The organism is Paenibacillus sp. FSL R10-2199 (assembly GCF_038000235.1).
Lineage (GTDB): Bacteria > Bacillota > Bacilli > Paenibacillales > Paenibacillaceae > Paenibacillus_AQ > Paenibacillus_AQ phytohabitans.
Map to the genome: position 1 here is coordinate 151973 of NZ_JBBOBO010000002.1, position 17404 is coordinate 169376.

Annotated in this window: 12 protein-coding genes; 4 read left to right on the forward strand and 8 right to left on the reverse strand. The window is 53.0% G+C overall.

Annotated features, from left to right (window positions below):
* Nucleotides 1-147: 147 nt before the first annotated feature.
* The 3 genes from NYE33_RS28820 to NYE33_RS28830 form a co-directional block, all read right to left on the reverse strand.
* Nucleotides 148-4260, reverse strand: coding sequence for a choice-of-anchor I family protein (locus NYE33_RS28820; protein WP_340947023.1), 4113 nt, complete (start codon nucleotides 4258-4260; stop codon nucleotides 148-150).
* 435 nt (nucleotides 4261-4695) lie between these two features.
* Nucleotides 4696-5271, reverse strand: a complete 576-nt coding sequence (locus tag NYE33_RS28825; protein ID WP_340947026.1) for a GNAT family N-acetyltransferase — start codon at nucleotides 5269-5271, stop codon at nucleotides 4696-4698.
* 40 nt (nucleotides 5272-5311) lie between these two features.
* Nucleotides 5312-5731 carry a VOC family protein gene (locus NYE33_RS28830; RefSeq protein ID WP_340947028.1) on the reverse strand — a complete coding sequence of 140 codons (420 nt, stop codon included), beginning with the start codon at nucleotides 5729-5731 and terminating at the stop codon, nucleotides 5312-5314.
* Nucleotides 5732-5950: 219 nt separating this feature from the next.
* On the opposite strand from NYE33_RS28830, the gene NYE33_RS28835 reads away from it, so the two are divergent.
* Complete coding sequence (locus NYE33_RS28835; protein WP_231575327.1) at nucleotides 5951-7126, forward strand: copper amine oxidase N-terminal domain-containing protein; 1176 nt, start codon at nucleotides 5951-5953, stop codon at nucleotides 7124-7126.
* 236 nt (nucleotides 7127-7362) lie between these two features.
* A complete protein-coding gene (locus NYE33_RS28840; protein WP_336102430.1) occupies nucleotides 7363-7746 on the forward strand; it encodes a hypothetical protein in 384 nt (127 codons plus the stop codon).
* Between the two features lie 8 nt (nucleotides 7747-7754).
* On the opposite strand, the gene NYE33_RS28845 is transcribed toward NYE33_RS28840, so the two are convergent.
* Nucleotides 7755-9590, reverse strand: a complete 1836-nt coding sequence (locus NYE33_RS28845; RefSeq protein ID WP_340947032.1) for a UbiD family decarboxylase — start codon at nucleotides 9588-9590, stop codon at nucleotides 7755-7757.
* A gap of 186 nt (nucleotides 9591-9776) precedes the next feature.
* On the opposite strand from NYE33_RS28845, the gene NYE33_RS28850 reads away from it, so the two are divergent.
* Nucleotides 9777-10865 (forward strand): low temperature requirement protein A, encoded by a 1089-nt coding sequence (locus tag NYE33_RS28850; RefSeq protein ID WP_042135514.1) that lies wholly within the window; start codon nucleotides 9777-9779, stop codon nucleotides 10863-10865.
* A 113-nt stretch (nucleotides 10866-10978) separates the two neighbouring features.
* Here NYE33_RS28850 and NYE33_RS28855 read toward each other — a convergent pair whose 3' ends face one another.
* The 3 genes from NYE33_RS28855 to NYE33_RS28865 all read right to left on the reverse strand — a co-directional run bounded on the left by NYE33_RS28855 (nucleotide 10979) and on the right by NYE33_RS28865 (nucleotide 15239).
* Entirely contained in the window at nucleotides 10979-12382 is a 1404-nt protein-coding gene (locus NYE33_RS28855) for an NAD(P)/FAD-dependent oxidoreductase (protein WP_340948970.1), read from the reverse strand.
* Nucleotides 12383-12708: 326 nt separating this feature from the next.
* Nucleotides 12709-13842: a Ger(x)C family spore germination protein gene (locus tag NYE33_RS28860; RefSeq protein WP_076242787.1), complete on the reverse strand. Its 1134-nt coding sequence runs from the start codon at nucleotides 13840-13842 to the stop codon at nucleotides 12709-12711.
* Entirely contained in the window at nucleotides 13839-15239 is a 1401-nt protein-coding gene (locus NYE33_RS28865) for a spore germination protein (protein WP_340947036.1), read from the reverse strand. The genes NYE33_RS28860 and NYE33_RS28865 overlap by 4 nt, the downstream gene beginning before the upstream one ends.
* Before the next feature lie 126 nt (nucleotides 15240-15365).
* On the opposite strand from NYE33_RS28865, the gene NYE33_RS28870 reads away from it, so the two are divergent.
* Nucleotides 15366-16433 carry a GerAB/ArcD/ProY family transporter gene (locus NYE33_RS28870; RefSeq protein WP_042140976.1) on the forward strand — a complete coding sequence of 356 codons (1068 nt, stop codon included), beginning with the start codon at nucleotides 15366-15368 and terminating at the stop codon, nucleotides 16431-16433.
* Here the strand turns inward: NYE33_RS28870 and NYE33_RS28875 are convergent.
* Nucleotides 16408-17397 carry a hypothetical protein gene (locus NYE33_RS28875; RefSeq protein ID WP_340947038.1) on the reverse strand — a complete coding sequence of 330 codons (990 nt, stop codon included), beginning with the start codon at nucleotides 17395-17397 and terminating at the stop codon, nucleotides 16408-16410. The two genes, NYE33_RS28870 and NYE33_RS28875, sit on opposite strands and share 26 nt — an antisense overlap.
* Between the last annotated feature and the right edge of the window lie 7 nt (nucleotides 17398-17404).

Genomic DNA, 17404 nt, shown 5'->3' on the forward strand with positions numbered 1-17404 from the left:
CTCATCTTCATATGTCCCTTGTAGCTTATCCTGAAGCCCCGGATTTTTCCATGATGCATCTAACTGCTCCCATCAACGGCGAGAGGGGTGTCCAGAAGCCGCTTCACGGCCTCTAAACACCCCTCAGGAATCATTTAAAATGGTTTATTACTGCACTGCTTTGAGCAGTTTGGCTAACATATGCGCCGTTTCCTCACGTGTAGCGGCTGCCTTCGGTGCGAAGCTGACACTGCCGTCAGCGCTCGCCTGACCGGAAAGAATGCCGGCCTGCACTGCAGCAGCTGCGGCTTCCACTGCATAAGGGCTAATCGTCTGCTGATCTGCAAAGGCCGCTGAGCCGCCGTTTGCCGGCAGACTCCATTTTAATGAATCTGACAAACGGATCATCATCACGGCAAGCTGCTCGCGTGTGACCGGTGCCTTGGGCTCAAATCTTCCGTCTCCCGTTCCTTGGACAATTCCGCTCTGATTCGCCCAATCCACAGCGGCCGCATAATAGTCCCCCGGCTTCACATCCGTAAAGCTGCCGGCAGCTGAGGACTCCAGCTCTGCCCCGGCCAGACGGGCCAGGAGCAGCGCGGCATCGCCGCGGCTCAGCTTGTCTTTCAGGCCAAAGTTCTCGGCGGAGACCCCGGTAACAATGCCGCGTGCCGCAAGGTACGTAATGGAATCCTTGGCATAACTGCTAGCCGTATCCACGAATGCAAGCTTATTGTAGCCAACCGCGTACACCGAGAAATGATTCGTGCGGAAGGAGAGCAGGCCGTTCCCCGGATCATAGCTGCTGCCCGGAAGGACAACCAGCTCGCCGCCTGCGCTCACCTGATAGGCAGCAACCGCATTGGCATCTTCACCGGACGCCAGTGTATAAGGGATGCTAACTTCCACCTTACCTTCACCGAAGCTCGAAAGCGTCTGCGTTCCGGCCTGAACCATCAGACTTAGCACCGGCCGGCTGCCAATGATGCTGGCTGAACCTGCCCCTTCCTGACCGGTCAAGGTACTGCCGAGCTCGGCTTTGGCAAGGGTCAGGCTGATATCTTCGTTGCCTGCCGCCGCATGAATGGCGGAGAAGGCAGCCCGGTCGAAGGTAACTGTACCGGGTCCTCCGGTCACACTCACTGCCTCCAGTGAACTGCCGGCAATCTGAGCCCATGCTGCGGCTGGAATCTTCAGCAACACCGCTTCGGCCGCATGACCCGAAATGATATGCAATACAAGCTCCCTTGCACTTGAAGTCTTCAGGGTCTCAAGTGCTGCTGCCACTTCAGCAGCGGTTACCGACAAGCTGAGTTTGCCTTCTGCATCAGCTTGTCCCTTCAGTTCCATGACAGCTTTTCCGCCTTCTATAGTAACTGCAGCAGTTGCGTTTGCAGCCCCTGCTGCAGCTGGTGAGGCTCCGCTTCCACCGGAAGAACCCGCCCCCGGTAAGCTGGCAACCGGACCAGCAGCCGCAACCGTCACCTGAGATTCAGCTACACCGTAGCCGTCTGCACTGTACACCGAGACAACAGCTGTTCCCGCGGCATGCGGTGTTACTTTGCCTGTCTGATCGACAGAAGCGACAGCAGCATTGGAAGAGCTCCAGCTGAGCGTGCCCTCCGTGCCTCCGCCGGCCTGGGCCGTCGCCTTGAGCACTGCTGCCGTTCCTCCGGCTGTCAGAGACAGCGAGGACTGGTCCAGTGTAATTTTCGTCACGTTCAGCTGGTAGACGGCAACCGTTCCCCCAACCTCGTTGGCGACCAGCACGAGCGGCAGTCCGGTCGGACTGGCCGTTGCCGGGATGAAATCAATCCCTTCCGGCCCGGTGTCGGTCTCCAGATTATTCTTAGGCGTGAATTCACGGGAATTGATATAATTCACAAACTGCGGCTGCCCGGGATTGGTTACATCGTAGGTCATCAGACCGCCGATACGCTCTAGTCCGGTGAAGGCCAGCGCCCTTTTCCCGACCATGCCTACCTTGACATATTCAGGTTCCGGCCCTTTTTTGGAGCTGCGGCTGTCAAGTGTCGTGTTGCTGTTGCTTGCATTGAAATAGCCGGGCAGACGTTCCAAAGTAATCTGCTCAAAATCGCTGCCGCTGTCATAAACCTGCGTCATGTCCGCCGCATCCCATACTGAGAAAGAACGGCCTCCGTACAGATAGATGTCCTCATTGCCCATATCCGACATCACTTCTACCCCGTCATATTTCGTGGTGCCGTTCAGGAACTTGGCCGCAGCAGAATCCGGATTCAGCAGGCCTTTCACTTTGCTGATCTTGGTTGCATTCTCCTTGCTGTCCCATTCGGTGGCATCCCCTTCGTTGGCTGTGAACAAATAGGTTTTGCCGTTTACTGTGTATTGGCTGATGCCGTCCGGCATGTAGACTCCTTTAAACGGCACATTCTCCAGATGGATCGTGTTGTCATTTAACAAATCAAGCTTATTCTCCGGCTTGCCTAAATCCTTGAATCCAAGGCCCTTGACCCACAACAGCTTCCCGTAGACAACATCAACCGCGGCAATCGCGTTATTCTCCTGAAGCGAGACATACGCTGTTGCCTGATCCCCGGACAGCTCGATGAACTCCGGCTCCAGATCGCGTATGGCATCCGTCTTGCTCCCTTTCCCGGTAATCAGCTTGGTCTTAGGGTCAACAGCACCACGGAAATGCACAAGGTCATCAATAACCGCGGGGTCGTCGAATTTCACAAGGTTCACTGCTTTGGTAGCCGTATTGATGATCGTTACACTGCCTTCGGGATCACCCGCAAGTGTGCGGGGTTCAGCCTCGTCTGCCGTAAGAATATAACGGCCGTCTTCCGTATATTTGAGCATATCCGGCTGTACGCCGGTTTCATATTGTTCCAGCAGCCTGCCGTCATAATCCAGCACAAGCACTTTACCGTTCTTCAGCGCATCTTCTTCCTGTACAGCAACAGCAATCCGCTTGGTGGCCGTGTTGATATCGACACTCGTCAAGTCACCGTAGCTGAAGCCCCCCGTTTCTGACAGCTGCTCCACATTGATGCTGGTTTCCTTCTCCGGGTGAATGCCATCCTTCAGATTCACGATGTCCACCGATGCCGGATGGGTTGAGCCGTTGACAAGGTAGAATCTCCCGTTATCACGGTTGTACTTAATGATCTCGGCTACACCGCCATCCTCACTGGTCGTACCAACCGCATACCCGCCAATTTTGGTGATGCTGATGACATCCTCCGTAGGCGGAGCAGCCTCAGGTTGGACCGTCAGCGGGAGCATCGCTTCAGCCTTGTTGGAAGGAGCTGCACTGTCGTATACAGAGAAACTCACCGTTGCCGTTCCGGATTTCAGCGGAGTACCGCTAACTGCACCGGATACGGAGTCTATGCTCAGCCCGTCAGGCAGGCCCGCTGCCGTGTAGGAATACGGCTGTGTTCCGCCATATACCGAGAGCGATACGGAATAGGGCGCCCCTGCAGTCGCCTGAGGCAAGGAAGCGGTCGCTATGCCCAGGGCAGGAGCCGTTATCCCCCAGGCGCCATCGGCACTGTTATGCGGCTTCAGCTGATTCATCGCTGCCCCATCCAGCTTATCGAATGAAATCTGCGCAAAATCCGCTTTATTGTTGTCCGTGTCCACGTAATCCGTACGTCGCACTGACTTTTGCTTGGAGGTCCCGCCGGTTTTGCCCGTCGGATAATCCGCCTCATAGCCATCGATCGTAGCACCGTTGTCATTGCCAGCTGTGCCGATCATATCTACATAAGCCGGCGACTTGTCCAGGAACGGATTAGCATTCTCCAGCAGAGCGGAACTGCTAAGAAGGACCACCTTCATGCCTTTATTATTAAAAAGAAGTTCGTCCCAGCTCTGATCCCCCTTGCCGCTGAGGTCACTTTGATAGACGGGATTCAATTTACCGTCCGTAATAAGGTAGGAGGCATGCGCTTTAATGGTACCTGTCAGGGCAAGCTTGCTCCAGGCACCGTTCATGCCGGGATCGGAATACTGCACCGACCAGCCGCTCAGATTCACATCCGAATCTGTAGGATTATATAGCTCAATGAAGCCTTTGGAGAAGTAGCCCTCTGTTGTCCCGGCATCACCGCCGCCGTAAATCTGGTTGACGACAATGTGCGGAACGGCAACATCATAGCTGCCGGAAGCATTATACGGAGTGCCTGGCTGTATCGAAGGGGCGGCGGCTACCGGGCCTGCGCCCCATGCGGATCCGGCCGCAAGCTCTGCGGCGAGGAGAAGAGAAAGGATGGCTTTACTGGATGAATTCAAGTGATTGTCACTCCTGTACTCTATAGTTTATTTTTTAACTACTTTTTTAACTACTATAGGAGACGAGTATTTGCTCACTTGAAGATTTACATAAACTGAATGTAAAGCCGCTGCCGTATACGTGAAATAGCCCCACACAGTGGGGCTGTGGGGGCTATACTTCGAAGATTTTGTAAAATCCTGCACGTAATACAACATTCTCCTCACTATACCAGTCCAAAAACCAATATTGTTGTAGAAAATGCAACATTTCTCCCCCACTTGGCGGTTTAGCAGAACTATTGTTGTATTTCCTACAACAATCCTCCCGAACACGCAGATATTCAGGGATCAAAGCTGCACAACGTACAACATTTATGCCCTTAGTGCTTACTTAAGAGTCTCTACCCTGCCGGAAACGAATCTAGTATAGGGAATGAACGTATCCCGCCAGCCTCACAACGATCTGCCGGTAACATCATCCCTTTGGTTCATACTCATCCACTCACTCCCAAGCAAACCATAGGCATAGGTATCATGCCATCCCGGGTTGCCCTGTTCATCAGGCTTGAAATAACCTGTCTGCAGAAAATGCCCCTCCCGGCGCAGCTTCAGCCGCTCCAGCAGCCGCCATGACGGATGATTGTCCGGATCACAATGCGCGGTTACACGTCTGATTCCAAGTGTACCGAAGCCGTACGCCAGCAGCTCACGGCAAGCCTCTGCCGCATAGCCTTTTCCTTGATAGTTACTGTTGAACACATAGCCCAGCTCCCAGGTCTGAAACTGCGGCGGGTTCTGCTGTTGGAAATACAAGTTCCCGATCAGTCTGCCGCTGTCCTTCAGACATACGGCCCAGAAGGCGTGATCGGTTGCCCGGCGCTCTGCCTCGGCCTTACTTGCAGCCTGGTCATATACGCCGTAAGGCTCGAATCTCACAACCTCTTCCTGCGAGAGATAGGCATGCAGATCGTCCCCGTCTTCTGCTCTGAAGCTCCGTAAGAGTAACCGCTGCGTTTCTAATACATTCATCTTTGTTTCCCCCTGTATGCAGTGTATACTTTCCCTAATTTCAACTTTCGGGTATCTGATCCATATCCATATAGAGCACATTCCAGCGGTGTCCGTCGGGATCAGCGAAGCCTGCGCCGTACATCCAGCCTCCGCCCGCCGCCTTCGGCCTGCCAAAAACATGTCCGCCCGCCTCCTCCGCCTTACGGACAAGTTCGTCTACTTCCTCCCGGCTGGCAGCATCGATAGAGAAGAGAACTTCTGTCCCTTGAGAGGTGTCAGCAATCTCCTGCCCGGTGTATCTGCGGAACGTTGCTTCCGGAACCAGCATCACCAGTACTTTCTGATCCCCGATGACTAGTCCCGCCATCTCATCACTGCCTTCATGCCGCGGATGAAACGCAAACCCCAGCTTGCCGAAGAATTCCCGCGAACGGTTAATATCCTTTACAGGGAGATTAAGCCAAAGCTCTTTGGTCATATGATTCGCTCCTTTTCGGATGAAAGCGCTATTCTGCCACTCTAAACAACATAGTAGCATATCCACAGGAGACTGGGCATACTCAACATCACTTCGTCCATATTTTTACAAACACCCGAAACCTTCCATGGTTATATTCGTCTATATATTCGTCTATATGGAACAGAAGATTAATGCCAGAGCCATGGCAATTACGCTTTTATTGAAAGGATGGGAACGATGAAGATTACCCGGCAAATATTACTCCTCCCCGCACTTGCGCTTGCAATGGCAACGGGCACACCTGCAGTCCCGGCTTCCGCCAAGTCTGTTTCTGAGGTAAAGATCTACTTTACCTATAGCAGTGAGAGCGGTATATCGGGGAGTTCAGCGGGGAACGCACAGATCAAGAATGGAATCTCCTACATGCCTGCCAATCTGGTGAAAGCTACCGGAATTGAGATCCTATGGAACAATGCGGCTAAAACTGCGGCATTCAGCGGCTGGAATAAAAGCTTCAGTGTGCAGCTGGGCAGCTCCACCGGTGTGCTCGACGGGCAGAAGGTTCCGCTAGGCGGCACTCCGTATATGTCAAAACAAGAGCTGTATGTACCTGTTAAATTTATTGCAGCGGCACTTGAAGGGGGACCTGTCCGGTGGGACTCTGCAAAGAAGACTCTGCTGATCAATCATCTGCATATGTACCGCAGCTATTCGGAAACCTTCGAGGGCGGAGTGTATTCCCTATCCCTTGACAGCGGTGAGTTGTACCTCACCACCAAGCAGAACACGAAGCACAAGCTTGCTACGCTGGGCAGAGGTCTGGATGTTATTGACTTCACCTTCGAGCATACACCTGCAGGCCTGACTTTGCTGCGTGTAAGCAATGTTTACGGCGAACCGCATCTGCATGCCGGGTACTACACCTATCTTTTGAAAAATGGCAGTGTCATTCGTCAGGGGCATATAGATACCTACACCTCCTTCGGCACAGCCGCCGAATGGTCTGAGGGGAAGCTGGTATTGAATGACGGGCAGACTTTGCGGCTGATTGAGGATGGAACGGGAGCGGTCAGTGAAACAATTGATTTACCGCACCTGATGGGCGCAACCGTCACGAAAGATGTCTACTATAATGTCGAAGCTGTCTTCAAGGATGTCCTGCTGGTCCGCCCTCTGGATACAGCCCTCCTGACACTCGTCAATCGTACTACCGGCGAGCAAACCCTGCTGTACAAAGAGCTGCTTAGTGCTGAAGGGCAGCTTGATGTGGAGCAAATAGATTATATGTTCCCCGGGGACCATATTAAGTTCACCAAACGTGAGGGCAATGTGTTCACCTTCACTGTTAACTATCTGGACGGCAGCAAAGAAACTGTGCATACCTATACACTGCCTGACAGCGAGAGTGAATAAAACAAATTCAAGACAAGCTAACAAGTGGATAAACGTCAACTAATTCCGGGGAAATCTTCCTAAATGGAGCTGCAGTTGGATAAACAACACTTAATTTAACCCATCTTGCGGGATATCGGAGATATGGGCAGAATTAAGTGATGTTTTTCCAGTTAATGTTACTGTTTGGGTATCGCCAAGATAATTAAGTGACGTTTTTCCATCTAAAAGCTTACTGAAAGGAGTAAACCAGACGAATGAAGAAGTTCATTGTTGCCGCAAGCGTAATTTTCCTCGCTGCCTGCTCATCTGCCGGCCAAGAAGTACAAACCCCGCAGCCGGGTCCCTCTAGTCAATACGTAGAGGTCCGCACTGCGGGGTCCATTGCCTTTCCATGTGTCAAATGGAATGACCGGATTTATCAAATTACGAAAACGCAGGTTACTGATGTAGGGGAACAAATCGGCGAAATCACATTGCAGTCCCTGGAGCCTATCGCAGATACTCCCAACAACTTCTCCACTACTTTCTCTGAAGGCAGCAAGTTATACGCCATTAATGATATCCCTACAGCAGAAGCAATCGCCGTCTTAAACAGTGAAGGTGAATACATTAAAGTCGAGGTGCCCGTCAGGGAGTAAGCCCCATTCTATCCCCGCATACCGCCCAGGCTGGCTCCGGGAGCAAATACCCGCTGTATATTCTTCTGCACCTCAGGGTCGGGGATTAACGGCGGTGCCTGATGCGGCTTCACCCGGGCATCGATAATGATATTATCGCAGGCCCAGTGCTTATGCTCTACCCTGCTGTTCACCCCGTGGATATCATGGGAAGGATTGCTCCGCGTAAAGGTCGCCCACAGGAAATTGTTCAGATGCTCCGACATGAACCCGCTGTCGTCGCACAGAATGATCATCGGGCAGGAATCGGGCGGCCCCTGCTCTGCAATGGCGGCACACAGGCCGGCGATTTCCTCTGCGGCTGACTGATAATCCGCGAACGGCTTGCCTTGCAGCGCCACAACACCCGGCATAATCATCACCGCCGGTCCCCAGCTCTGCTGTGCCTGCAGAATCCCAGGCACTTCCGTGCATAGGCTCCGCTTCTGCCCGCCTACCGCAGCGAATACCACCTTACTGCCGCTGTTGATTCCGGTGCCGGAATAATCCAGTGTATCTATGGTGGTATTCGTCTGGAAATGAATATCGCGGTGCAGATTAATCCGCTCCAGGATATACGTCAGGAAACCTTCAATATCATGCGTGCTGACCGGCTGGTCCTCTTCTGCAGTGATGAACAGATATTTCGCCAGACTGAGCTGTCCGGTTCCGAGAATCCGGTTGGCAATGGTCAGCAGCTCCGCCGGCTGCTTAAGCTGCTGATAAGGCGTATAGCGTTCACTGCCGATGGCGAATAGCAGCGGATGCACTCCCGAGGCATCTACGGCATGTACTTCCTTAACGCCGGGAACCTCAGACTGAATTGCCCCGCCCGTCAGCTCATGAATCAATTCTCCGAAGGCGGTGTCTTCCTGCGGCGGACGGCCGACGACCGTGAACGGGAAGATGGCCCCTCGCTTGGCGTAGACCTTATGCACTCTCATCACAGGAAACGGGTGGGTCAGGCTGTAGTAGCCCAGATGATCTCCGAACGGACCTTCCGGCTTCGTCTCACCGGGATGGATCTCTCCGGTAATTACGAAATCGGCATCACTGCTGATGCAGAATCCGTCCACATAGGTGTAGCGGAAATGGCGTCCGGCCAGCAGCCCGGCAAAGGTCATCTCGCTGAGGCCCTCCGGCAGCGGCATCACCGCCGACAGCGTATGCGCCGGAGGCCCGCCGATGAAGCAGCTCACCTTGAGCGGCTCGCCGCGTTTATTGGCCTGGGACTGATGTATGCCGATGCCGCGGTGAATCTGGTAATGCACACCGACCTCCTTGTTCATCTCGTACTCATTGCCGCTAAGCTGAATCCGGTACATCCCGAGATTGGAGTTCATGATCCCCGGCTTGTCCGGATCTTCCGAATACACCTGCGGAAGCGTGACAAATGCCCCTCCGTCTCCCTGCCAGTGCTTGATCTGGGGAAGATCGGAGATTTGAATCTCCTCGAAACCGGCAGGAGCACTGCCCTGTTTCTTCAGCGGAAGTGCTTTTCTGGCTGCAAGGGCGGTTCCAATGTATTTAAAAGGCTGCTTTAGCGCCTTCATGGGATTGCTGCGCAAAGCGATAACATCCTGGGAGGATTGCCAGGTATCCCGGAAGATGAATTTGCTGCGCTCGATCGTTCCGAACAGATTCGATACCGCACGGTACTTTGAGCCCCGGACATTCTCGAACAGCAGCGCGGGACCGCCCGCTTCATAGACCTTCATATGGATCGCCGCCATCTCCAGATGCGGGTCAACTTCCTCATGTATGCGAATTAAATGCCCGTGCTTCTCCAAGTCAATAATGCATTCTTCCATATTACGATATGACATGCTTCTACCCCGATCCTGTAAAGAATATGAACCTCTATATTATCCGTGAGAGCGCAGCCCAGGTCAATTGCCGCCGGAATGAACCTGGATTAATCACCTGCTGTCTTGCCTTCTTCTATCCAGAGCCTTTATTATACTTGTTAACCGGACTGCTCCGGTAAACATACGGCAAAGGAGACTTGCAGAATGATTATCAAAAAAGTAACCTGGCTGGAGCTCTTCTATGATTTGCTGTTTGTCGCTGCGGTCTCCAAGGCCAGCCATGTGCTTCTGCATGTAGAAGACGAGGTTCTCTCTCTGGAGACACTGGGCAAATTCGTACTGATCTTCATTCCGATTTGGTGGGCCTGGGTAGGCCAGACGCTTTTCGTCAACCGTTATGGACAGGATACGGTGGCGCACCGGATTTTTCTGATCATCCAATTATTCTTCGTGCTGATTATGACAGCCAGCCTGTCTGTGGATTTCGATGCCAACTATCTGCCGTTTCTGATTGGCTATCTCGGACTCCGGATCATGACCGCCGTCCAGTATCACTACGCACATTCCAAAGAAAGCGGCCATCTGCGGAATACTGCCCGTTATTTGGGAACACGCTTTTGGATCGGACTGGTGATTTCGGCGTGTTCGCTGTTCTTCGATTCCTGGCTCCGGTATGCCGTGCTGTACGCCGGGATTGCGCTGGATATTATCCTCCCGCTGACCGGCCGGCGGATTCTTGTGAAGACTCCCGCCAATACGCATCATCTGCTGGAGCGGTTCTCACTGTTCGCTTTAATTCTCCTGGGTGAATCTGTTGTCAGCATTCTTGCCGTACTGCAGTCCAGTACCTGGACCGGACAATCTGTCGGCTTCGCCGCCCTCACCTTCGTGCTGATTATCGCGATGTGGTGGCAGTATTATGACAACCTGGAGAAGAAGGTCGATATGCATATTCAAACAGCCGGACAGACCATTATCTACGGACATCTGTTTATCTATCTGTCGTTATGTATGCTTGCCGCATCGATCCAGCTGCTCTTCCTGAATAAGCTTCATTATGACCTGATGCTGAATCTGCTCTTCGGCTCAGTCCTGCTCTACTTCGCTTCGACCACACTGGTCTTCCATGTCTACAGACATAAGCAGCACCGGCTGGGGGTTAAGCATCTGGCGCTGCTCACCGCTATCCTGATCTGCTTCTACGTGCTGGATCTCGTAATCCATGTTCCGAATGTGCTGATCATGGGCGAGCTGGCGCTGTTCTTCGCGGTGTATGCCAGGATCACAACCTAGACCCGGCTGCCAGGCAGCAGCATGTAAGCACCAGGCCACTTCTCTGGACACGCTCCACAGCACAAAGGCTGTACCAAAGGTCTTCCTGACCCCCGGTACAGCCTCTTCTTGTATTATTTGCCGGTAAACTCAATCTCGTCGTAATCATAATACGCCTGCAGGGTCTGCTGGCGGTCATCCATGAACAACTGGTCGGCTACACCACAGACAAGCTTCGGTATCGCATTCTTCAGGCCGGAGATCGCCGATGCCGATAAGCCGCAGCTGGCCAGGGCCGAATAATTGAAGATGAATATTCCATGCAGCAGCTTGCGGTCTGCCTCATCCCGGCTCTGCAGCGCAAACCCCGGGCTGAGGTACGGATGCGCATCCAGCAGCGCATTCGACGCTCCGGCCGGCGCCTCATAGCGGTCGCGCCAGCGGGCAATATGAGCTTGGACCTGCTGCAGCTCCGGCCGCAGGGCGGGATCACTGAGCAGCCCGGTGCTGACAATCAGGAAGTCGTAGCTGAATTCACCCTTAGGCGTAGTCACTACCGCTTCTTCTCCGGAGGCCGCCACACTAAGCCAGGGAGAACCGAGATGCAGCCGGAAGCCGGGCCAGGCCGCCGCCCGTGCAAAGGTGTCGTTCGTTGGCGGCTGATTATAATTGAAGAAATGCGAGATCACCGCATATTTATCTGCATCCGCTAAGGCATGGAACCGTTCAATCATGCCCGAAACCTCCATCTGGCGGATCGGATTGACATTCGGCAGCTGTTCGCGGCGGACAAACACATGCGCTTCCGCCGCTCCTTCAGTAAGGACGAAGTTAGCATTGTCGAAGGCCGAGGCCCCGCCGCCGAGAATCGCTACCCGCTTGCCGCGGAGAGCGGCGAAATCAATCTTCTGCGAGGTATGTGCATACAGATGCTCCGGCAGATGCTCCGCAATCATCGGCGGGACATGCCACTCGCCTCCGCCTTGGATACCTGTGGCCAGTACGATCTTACGCGCCAGCAGCAGACCGGACGGGGCACCCGCTCCGGCAATCCGCAGCCGGTAGATCCCGTCCTCACCAGGCTCGATCAGCTTAAGCTGCACCTCATTGATCACCGGCAGCTGCAGAATCTGCCGGTACCAGCGCAGATAATTCATCCAGTCGCCGCGGGGGATTTTGCCTAATTCATCCCAGGCCGCTGTTCCCTTCTGCGCTTCCCACCAGGAGCGGAAGGTGAGCGATGGAATGCCCAGATCAATGGAGGTCAAATGCTTGGGTGTGCGCAGAGTCACCATCCGCGCGTACGTTTCCCAAGGACCTTCCAGCCCGTCACTGTTCTCATCAATAATCAGAATGTTGGATATCCGTTCACGCAGCAGGCCGAAGGCTGCGCCTAATCCGCTCTGCCCCCCGCCCACAATCACAACATCATAGACATGGCCTTCGGGATGCTCCAGAGGGCGTACCCAGTCCGTGCCGCCATAGGCAAGGTAGGAAAGATCGGTCTTCACACGTTCATTCAAGGCTTCCAGGCTCATCATCCTCAGACCTTTCGCTGGCATCTTTAGGCTGCGTAATTACGGGCATTTCCGCACTGTATCATACCTATACCTATGGCCACATTATATCTTTAATGCACCGGCTTTGAAATGTTCGTGGCAGGTTTATTGTCATTATAGCTAAAATTTGCGGATTGGTTTGTATAATCGAACAATATTTTATAAATATTACGCATTAAATCTTGACAAAAGATACAACAGCCCGTGCAAGCCGCTTATTCGCGGCATGAAATCTGTCATAACAAAAAGAAGCTGCAACCTCAGCCTTTATGGCCGTGATAACAGCTTCTATAATTATCATATTGCTATTCCGCATCCCTAAGCGTTGTCGTGCCGTTAATATCTACCGTAACCTTAAGGTCGAGCTCTGTACTCCCGATGATATTCCGGCCGGCGAGCTTAGGATATTTCCGGTCAAACTTCTCCTGGATATCAAAAATATCGGTCCCTTTGTCCTTCCATCTCTGAAACAGCGCCAGACAATCGGCTCTGATCTTCGCTGCCATGGACGCCTCCAGCTTCGCAATATTCTCCTCATTCAGCTTCAGCTTCCCCTGGATTAAGGATACATCGGTGTTCAGCTTAAGGATTATCTCCATCTTTAGTATGCCGTCTTTATAATCGAGCCTGGACTTGTAGCGGTTATTCTGCAGCAGCAGGCTCACCGTCTTCGTCCGGTCCTCGGGATTCTGTGTATTGATATTGCCCGATACCTCGTTATCGAGCAGGAAGTTGAAGTAGATGGACTTCTCGCTGCTCAGTCTGCCTACCATTCTATATTCTTTAATCAGCGCCAGTCCGTCCAGGAAATACTGCCCCTTAGTATCCTTATCCTTGGACACATTCATGATCGACATGGAATTCACATGATCGCCGATAATCTTCTGATTCATGAACTCCTTGATGTTCAGCTTGACGCCATAGGAGGTTACGGATGCTTTGTTGCCCAGCATGTCATAGAGATACAGGCCGGTCATAACCTCTTCCTCGTGGTTGGGCTTGATGAAATCCTCTGTCTCTCCTACATACACGCCCAGAAGTGTACGTGTGCTGGATTCCTGCCACCGGTCAAAAATATCAAATGCCTGGTCCAGCCCGCCCGCCGCAAAGCGTTCCGTGAAGAGGATTACTTTGTTGTGGGCAAGGGTAACCGGGGCACTGGTGTGGGTCTCCAGCCGGTTGATTGCATCACCCGGATTCTGGGTCGCTATTTTATATACAATCCGTTCCTCCTGGTTCGCCTCTTTGGAGGAGTTGCGGATGGAGTTCAGCGTCTCAAAATAAAAAACGAGATTCTCCTCCTCATCCTGATCAATCAGAATGGAGGTCACGAATGCGATGTGGTCAAGATCCCTGTAGCCCAAGCAGGAAGCCAGCAGGAGGGGCAGCACCGCCAGCATCAGTGTGACGAGTACTTTTCTGCGGAGCGCCTTGATCATTTTCTGCCCCGGTACAGGAAGGGTTTCGATACTTTGCTCAGCGGTCCCCGGACCAGCACATCCAGATTGGCGGCGCGGAACGATTTCTCGGTGCCCAGCGGGAACAGATACGGATAATCACAGGATCTCAGCGATCCCAAATGGGCCACCAGCAGGATGAATCCCAGATAGAAGCCGTGCAGCCCGAAACAGGCAGACATGATGATAGAGAACACTGCCCATACAGAAATGGCCGAGGTCAGACGCGGATTAATGAACGAGGTAATGGCATAAATCCCTGTCACGACCACTGTAGCCTGGGAAGCCAGTCCGGCGCCGACAGCGGCATCGCCCAGAATCAGGGCACCTACAATGCTGAGCGCTTGTCCGATCTGATGCGGCAGCCGCCGTCCCGCTTCCCGGGAGAGCTCGAAGAACAGGAACATCAGGACCGCTTCCACCACTGTCGGAAAAGGCACCCCCGAACGGGACACGGCAAGCTTGAACACAAACGCAGAAGGAATCAGCGAGAAGTGATGCGTTGTCAGCGCCACATAGAATCCCGGCAGAAGCAGCGATACCAGCACCGAGCCGAATCTCACACAGCGCAGCAGCGTAACAAACAGCCTGTTGGTGGCATAATCATCCGGGGACTGCAGGTTCTCAAAAAAGAAACAGGGCGCGGTCAGTGCAAACGGCGTACCATTCACAATTACGGAGATTCTGCCCTCAAACAGCTTGGCGACTATCGCATCGGGCTTCTCGGTGTATCCTATGGTATCGAACATTGTCTTGCCCGGACTTAAGGCTTCCGCAACATACTGTGCGCCCAGCACGAATTCATTGTCCATAGCCTCCAGCTTCTGGCGGACAGTCGCGACAAGATCCTCCGGAGCCGTCCCCTCCACATAGAGCAGAACCGCCTGCGTCTTCGACTGCTTGCCCAGAATATGGCTTTCGATCTTCAGCGTCTGCGTAGCCATCCGTTTGCGGATCAGGCTGACATTGTTGACCAGCAGCTCATTGAAGCTCTCGTTCGAGCCGACGAGCGACGCTTCGAACTGCGATTTCTCAACCGGACGGGATTCCAGCTTGCGGGCGTCACAATAAACAGCATACTGGAGCTGCTCAAAAATCAGCACCGGATCACCTGCCAGCAGATGCTCAAGCGCCTCGTCCGCATCCCGGACCTCCCCGAATTTAGCGGCATAGATGGCCTTACCCACCTCTTCCCTGCTGGTAATCCCCCCTGACGCCTGCGACAGCGGCTCGATAATATATTGGCTGATATAGGTAGAATCACAAATAGTCTCTATATAAAAGAGAGTAATGACAGCATCGTTCATCACGATATCCCGCTTAATGAAATCAAAGCAGCCGCTTAGTATAGAGGAAAGCTCACTCGCCTGTACGGTCATCCGGGTTCCCGCCCTTCTTAAGTGGTAGGGATAGTATGCCGGATTCCCGGAATAATATTCCTTACAGCGGACCATACTAAAGGTTAAGTCTAAATTTTTCTGAGAGAAGGCGTACTAGTGGGAAGTATGAACTCCAAACATCTGTTTTTCATCATCTGCAGCCTGGCGATTGTCACTCTTAAGACCTTCCCCTCGTCATTCATCCGGCTAGGCGGAAGAGATACCTGGATTGCGATGATTGCCGCTTCAGCCTGTATTCTTGTTTACATGTGGGTTATTCTGACGATTAAGAAGAGGACTAAAAATTATAACCTGCTCGACATCTATGCGAAATCGCTCGGCAAATGGGGCGGCGGCTTTTTTTCCGTGCTGTTTTTGCTGACCCTTCTATTAACTATATTTGAGAGTGCGGGCGCCGAGGCCAGTGTCATTCACACCGGTTTCCAGCTGTTCACGCCTGTATGGGTCTTTATACTGGTGACTGCGGTAGCGACGGTCTATGTGGTCAAAAAAGGGATTGCTTCCGTAACGATTACGACAATTGTGGTGATCTTCTTCATCAGCCTGTCCGGTATGCTGCTCGCCTTCCTGACTCATAAATACAAAGACATGAAGTATATCTATCCGATCCTGGAGCATGGAGTAACCCCTGCACTGCTGCTGAGCACCCTGAAGATTCTCGGCGCACTTAGCTGTGTCACCATTATGATCCCTTACCTGGACAGTGTGCGGGACAAATCCAAGCTGCTCCTGCATACGTCGATTGCCCTGTTGTTCATTATCCAGATGCAGATCTTCTCGATGCTTGGCGTCATTACTACCTTCGGGCCGGACCGTGCGGTCAACCTGCTGTTCCCCAAGCTGACACAGACCCAGATTATCAGCGCCTTCGGCTTCCTGGAGGCCGGTGAGCTATTCGTCATGCTGCAGGTGGTCGCCGGCTGGTTCATCCGTTATATCGTCTGCTTCTTTGCACTGATGGAGCTGATCCGGCTGTCGGGCCTGAAGATCCGGTTCAAGGAGCATTATGTCTGCGCGCTGACGATACTTTTCTCGTACCTGTTCTCGCGGGATTTGTTCGATATGTTCAAGCTGCTCGACTATCTGCTATATATTCAGCTGGCCAATTTCCTGGTCATTCCGCTGATCCTCTATAGTATTTATTATTTCAAAAAGACTCCAGCTCAAGGTTGATTGTCTCCAGCATTCTGCCAATCGTATTTGTATCAAAGAATAAGCCCACACCAGCCGGTTTCGGCTCAGCGGTAAGGTGATTGAAGCGGGCAAAATCCCCGTCCGGCAGGATATGGTACACCCGGGCCTCTTCATGCAGATCAGCCCAGTTCTCAAGCTTGGCCTGCTTGCTTAGATCGACTACATATACGAGCTTCCTGCCGAGATCCAGATACAGATAATCCCCATTCCTGCGCGGCGGCTTAGGCCATCCCGAGCGCAGCAGAACCGGACGGCTGAATTCCTCCTGAGACAGATGAATGCTAATGACTTCCATGGTGCCGGAATCCACAGCAAGCGTCAGATGCGGTGTGAATCCTGCCAGGAAGCGCAGCATCAGGGAATCCTTAAGGGAATCCTCAAACTTCCAGCCCAGCGGGGCCAGCCCAAAGTCCTCCCCTGGCGGATCAAGATACAGCTTATGCAGCAGGGCTTGCAGCTTCTCTATTTCCGGACCTTCACAGGGTTCAAGCTCCGCACGGTTAACGGTATAATTCACAATACTCCGCTTGCCGGCATCCCATACACCGATATCATGATGCCGGTAGAGATCTTCCATTAACGGCAGCGCTGCGGTGCGTGCAGCCCCGAAGAGTGCTTTGGACGCCGGCTTCAGCTTCTGCAGAACCATCCCACTTCCTCTGTCCGCAGCAGTGTACTGCAGAACCTTGTTGAAATGCGGGCTAACCTCTTCCAGCACCCGCTTCGCGGCTTCTTCATTGCGCATAGGGATCGTAATAGACATATTCTCCGTTAGCCAGGCACTGGCAGCTATGAAATATTGCGCGAGTGCAGTCATTTCAGCAGGCTGCTCCTGCGGCTCCATTCTGCGGATACGCTCCTGCTCCGTCACGCTGCTGAAATCGAAAGGCTCCAGCTCCGTGATATACTCAAGTCTCGTATGATTCTGAATCCAGTTAAACACAGACTTA